The following is a 5,055-nucleotide window of genomic DNA, read 5'->3' as shown; positions in this document are numbered from 1 at the left end:
GTAGGGGCCCGCTTTAGCGGGCGATGGCAAGGGCAGGCGCGGGAGTCGCAACGGGATCGCCCGCTAAAGCGGGCTCCTACAAGGAGGCATTTCGCTAGAACGGCCTATTGTCCGGTCGCAGAAATTCGCAACCAAAATGGGCTGCCCCGCACCTCCGGGTCCGGCCCAAAGAATGGAGAAAGAATTTCTGCGACCGGAGACTAACCGGGTGGGAAGAGCAGGAAATAGCCGCCGTTGTAGAAGGCGTGCAGGGCGATGGGGGTGGCCAGGGTGGCGTGACGTTCGCGGAACCAGCCGAACACCAGGCCGGGCACCACCACGGCGGCGGCCCAGCCCGCGGGGTGGGCGGGCAGGTGGAGCAGGCCGAACAGGCCGGCCTGGCCCAGATTGGCGGCCGTCAGCGGTCCCCAGCGCCGATGCCAAAGGCGCCCAAGGCCCTCCTGGACCAGGCCGCGGAAGGCCACCTCTTCCAGCACGGGCAGGGCGAGGGCGACGTAGAGGAAGGTGGCGGGGGCCGCCACGGCTCCGGTAAAAGCGGACTCGGGGCGGTACCACCAGGCGAGCCACGCCCAGACCGGAAAGGCCGCGCCGAGGGCGAGCCCCAGCAGGGGATCTTCCCAGCGTGACCGGCCGCGGAAAACCGGGGGCGGCCCCATCTCAACGGTTCCGGGCCGCGCACCACAGGGCGGAGGGAACGGTGGCCGGGGCGCTGGCCCGGCCGCCGAAGCCCGGCTTGGCAACGGTCATGGCGTGGGTCCTACTTGCCGAAGCCGCCCTTGCAGTTGGGGGAGGCCAGCTCCTCGGGGTTCTGGGCCCGCCACTCCTCGGGGGTCATGGTGTGCATGGACAGGGCGTGGACCCCGCCCGCCAGTTCCTCGGCGAGCGCCTTGTTCACGGCACGCTGGCGGGCCACCTTCTTTTCGCCGTCGAAGGCCGCCGAGACGATGAAGACCTTGAAGTGGGACTCCGATCCCGGCGGCACGTTGTGCATGTAGCTCTCGTTGATCACCTCCAGGTGCTCGGGGTCGAAGGCGCTGCGCAGCTTGTCCTCGATGGCGGCTTGTATGGTCATGGCGCTATGCTCTCTCCGGATGGCTGTTGCAAACGGCTGTTGGTTCGATCGGGCCCGATCCGTAGGAGCCCTCTTTAGCGGGGGAAATGAGGAACGGGAAAGGGGCCCATCGAAGCCGGATCGCCCGCTGAAGCGGGCTCCTACGAGGCACCGACAGCCGCCCTGGGCCGTTACCAGGGCGCCGGCGGGCCGTCTTCCCCTGGGGATTGTAGCCCGGGTGCCGTGCTCCGGGCCAAAAGGCCTACTCCTCCGGCTCCAGGGTCAAACAGACCGAGTTGATGCAGTAGCGCAGGCCGGTGGGCGCCGGGCCGTCCTCGAAGACATGGCCCAGGTGGGCGTCGCAGCGGGCGCAGCGCACCTCCGTGCGGACCATGCCCAGGCTGCGGTCGGATTCCGTGACCAGGTTCTCGTCCACCACCGGGGTCCAGAAGCTCGGCCAGCCCGTGCCGGAGTCGAACTTGTGGTCGGAGTGGAACAGGGGCGCCTCGCAGCACACACAGCGGTAGGTGCCGGGCTCCTTGGCGTGGACGTACTCCCCGCTGAAGGGCGGTTCCGTGCCGCCCTGGCGGCATACCCGGTACTGCTCCGGGGTGAGACGCTTCTGCCAGTCCTTCTCGGTCATGCGGGTCGGGTCGTTCATGGTCGGTCTCCCATCAGATAGAGGGCTGCCATCCCTTGGATTCCATATCGCCCCCCGGGTTTACCGCCCCTGGACGCAGGGACCGGGGAGTGGAAAAATTGCGCGCTCCGGCGGCGCTGGCCGCCGCCAACGGCGAACAAGGAAGGGCTCGAACATGGCGGACGTGAACAAGGTCGTGCTCGCCTACTCCGGCGGGCTGGACACCTCCATTATCCTGAAATGGCTCCAGGATACCTACGGCTGCGAGGTGGTGACCTTCACCGCCGACATCGGCCAGGGCGAGGAGGTGGAGCCGGCCCGGGAGAAGGCCAAGCAGTTCGGGGTCTCGGAGATCTACATCGACGACCTGCGCGAGGAGTTCGCCCGCGACTTCGTCTTCCCCATGTTCCGGGCCAACACCGTCTACGAGGGCAAGTACCTCCTCGGCACCTCCATCGCCCGGCCCCTGATCGCCAAGCGCCAGGTGGAGATCGCCCGGGAGACCGGCGCCGACGCGGTGGCCCACGGCGCCACCGGCAAGGGCAACGACCAGGTCCGCTTCGAGCTGGGCTACTACGGGCTGGAGCCGGGCATCCGGGTGATCGCCCCGTGGCGCGAATGGGACCTGGACTCCCGCGAGAAGCTCCTCGCCTACGCCGAGAGCCACGGCATCCCCATCGAGGGCAAGAAGGAGGGCGGCGGCTCGCCCTACTCCATGGACGCCAACCTCCTGCACATCTCCTACGAGGGCGGCATCCTGGAGGACCCCTGGGCGGAGCCCGAGGAGGGCATGTTCCTGTGGTCCGTGCCCCCGGAGCAGGCCCCCGACCGGCCCACCTACATCGAGGTGGATTTCGAGGGCGGCGACCCGGTGGCCATCGACGGCGAGCGGATGGCCCCGGGCGAGCTGCTGTCCCGGCTCAACCGCCTGGGCATGGACAACGGCATCGGCCGCCTGGACATCGTCGAGAACCGCTACGTGGGCATGAAGTCCCGGGGCGTCTACGAGACCCCAGGCGGCACCATCCTGCTGGAGGCCCACCGCGCCATGGAGTCCCTCACCCTGGACCGCGAGGCCGCTCACCTCAAGGACAGCCTCATGCCCCGCTACGCCGAGCTCATCTACAACGGCTACTGGTGGTCGCCGGAGCGGCGCATGCTGCAGGCCGCCATCGACGAGAGCCAGAAAGACGTCACCGGCACCGTGCGCCTCAAGCTCTACAAGGGCAGCGTCACCGCCGTGGGTCGGCGCTCGGATAAAAGCCTCTACAACCCCGAGCTGGCCACCTTCGAGGAGGACACGGTCTACGACCAGGCCGACGCGGAGGGCTTTATCAAGCTCAACGCCCTGCGGCTGCGGGTGGGCCGGACCGTCCAGGGCGGTTAAAGACCCGGGGCGAAGCGCCCCGCCCCCTTCTCCCCCGCGATTGCGAGCGAGCCCCGGCCCCGGCCGGGGCTCGCCTGCGTTGGAGCCCTGTACACGACCCCATTCGTCGCAATCCCCGCGCATCCTCCCTACCGACTTGCGGGCCCCAACACCGGGACCGGGCCGGCCCGGGACCGGAATCCGGTTGGGGCCCGCAAGTCGCCCCCTGGCTTGCGGAAGTGCTGGTAAGGCCCTGCTATACCGAAATCCCGTATCGCGGCACGGAATCTCCCGCCTCCTTCGGGGGCGATTTCCGGATCAGGGGTGCGGACGGGGTTTGTCAGGGTCTTTCCGGAACGGATATGGAGAAAGATGGGGGGAATCACTACATCTCATCAGGAAAAACGTGCCCGGGTGGCTGGCTTCCGAGGAGGCCCGCACCAAGACCCGGGAAAGGGCGGATTCTTCCTTGCGGAAATTGCGCAGCTCCCGGGGGCGAGCCGCGGGTGGAGCTGTTCGTGAGCGAGCTGCAGGCCCGTCTGGGCACCCGCTTCCGGCTCGTCAAGCGCCCCCGCCACCAGGTGGTGGGAGGCCTCCAGGACCGCCTGAAGGCCAGCGAGGAGGGCGAGAGCACGGGCATCATCCGGGTTTCGATGGAAGGAGAGCGCCCCGAGCGGATCCGGGAGGTCCTCGACACGGTGGCCGACCTCTACCTGCGGCAGAACGTGGAGCACCGTTCCGCCCAGGCGGAGGAGAGCCTGAAGTTCTTGGAGAAGCAGCTGCCCGAGATGCAGACCGATCTGGAGGCTGCTGAGCAGCGGTTCAGCGAGTTCCACCAGGAGAACCAGACCCTGGACCTCACCGTCCAGACCGAGAAGCTCCTGGAGCAGCTGGTGGAAGTGGACAGCAAGGTCTCCCAGCTCCAGACCAAGCGGGCGGAGGAGGCCAAGAACTTCGGACCGCAGCACCCCCGCATGCAGGCGATCGACGCCCAGGTAGCCCAGCTGCGGGAGGAGAAGCGGGAGCTGGAGAGCCGGGTAAGCGGCCTCCCCGGCACCCAGCAGGAGGTGTTCAAGCTGCGCCGGCAGGTGGAGGTGAGCACGGAGGTCTACACCTCCATGCTCAACGAGGCGGAGGAGCTGCGGGTGGCCAAGGCGGGCACCGTGGGCAACGTCCGGGTGGTGGATTACGCGGCCCCGCCGGGCAGTCCGGTCAAGCCCCGCAAGGGGCTGGTTGGGGCGCTCAGCGGCGTGCTGGGTCTGTTCCTGGGTACGGGGCTGGTGCTCGTCCGCTGGGCCCTGCGGCGGGGCATCGAAGACCCCAACGAGCTGGAGACCGGATTGGGCATCCCCGTGTATTCGGTGATCCCGCACAGCGGTTTAATGGAAAAAGAGAAGCGGCGGCGCCAACGGGCTGGGGAGCCCCTGCCCATCCTGGTGCGCGACGAGCCGGAAGGCCCGCCCGCGGAGGCCTTCCGGAGCCTGCGCACCAGCCTGCAGTTCGGCCTCATGGAGACGGACAACAACGTGGTGCTGGTCTCCGGGGCCTCTCCCAACGCGGGCAAGACCTTCGTTTTGGTGAACGTCGCCGCCGTGCTCGCCCAGGGCGGCCGGCGCCCCCTGGTGGTGGACGGTGACCTGCGCCGCGGCCACTCTGGATCGGGTGGTGCGCCGCTGCGGAGACAATGCGGTGGATTTCCTCCCCACCGGCACCATCCCGCCCAACCCCTCCGAGCTGCTCATGACCGAGCGCTTTCAGGATGTGCTGGAGCAGGCGCGGGGGCAGTACGACCTCGTGCTGCTGGACGCGCCCCCGGTGATGGCCGTCACGGACGCGACCATCATGGCGGACCAGGCGGGCGCCACCTTCCTGGTGGCGCGGGCCGGACAGAACGGCATGGAGGAGCTGGAGGAGACGGTGAAGCGGATCCAGCAGCACCGGGGGCGGGTAACCGGCATGATCTTCAACGACCTGGCCGCGAGCCCCAGCTCGCGGGCC

5 protein-coding genes are annotated in these 5,055 nt (G+C 68.5%); 2 read left to right on the top strand and 3 right to left on the bottom strand.

What is annotated here, in order from left to right:
- Positions 1-200: 200 nt before the first annotated feature.
- The 3 genes from mrtJ to msrB form a co-directional block, all read right to left on the bottom strand.
- On the bottom strand, positions 201-656 hold the full coding sequence (mrtJ, locus tag ACLFRB_RS11405) for a JDVT-CTERM system glutamic-type intramembrane protease MrtJ (RefSeq protein WP_411069135.1): 456 nt from the start codon (positions 654-656) through the stop codon (positions 201-203).
- Positions 657-757: 101 nt separating this feature from the next.
- The gene (locus ACLFRB_RS11400) at positions 758-1,072 is read right to left on the bottom strand and encodes a BolA family protein (RefSeq protein ID WP_411069134.1); all 315 of its coding nucleotides are present in this window, start codon (positions 1,070-1,072) and stop codon (positions 758-760) included.
- Between the two features lie 241 nt (positions 1,073-1,313).
- Positions 1,314-1,712, bottom strand: a complete 399-nt coding sequence (msrB, locus tag ACLFRB_RS11395; protein WP_411069133.1) for a peptide-methionine (R)-S-oxide reductase MsrB — start codon at positions 1,710-1,712, stop codon at positions 1,314-1,316.
- A gap of 154 nt (positions 1,713-1,866) precedes the next feature.
- Between msrB and ACLFRB_RS11390 the strand changes: the two genes are divergently transcribed.
- Positions 1,867-3,078: an argininosuccinate synthase gene (locus ACLFRB_RS11390; protein WP_411069132.1), complete on the top strand. Its 1,212-nt coding sequence runs from the start codon at positions 1,867-1,869 to the stop codon at positions 3,076-3,078.
- Positions 3,079-3,575: 497 nt separating this feature from the next.
- The coding region (locus ACLFRB_RS11385; RefSeq protein ID WP_411069131.1) for a GNVR domain-containing protein at positions 3,576-5,055 on the top strand (1,480 nt) is incomplete at its 3' end.

The organism is Thiohalorhabdus sp., from assembly GCF_046545655.1.
In the GTDB taxonomy this organism is placed as follows: Bacteria; Pseudomonadota; Gammaproteobacteria; order Thiohalorhabdales; family Thiohalorhabdaceae; genus Thiohalorhabdus.
The sequence above is the reverse complement of the archived record's forward strand: the minus strand, read 5'-3'. Positions and strand labels throughout refer to the sequence as shown.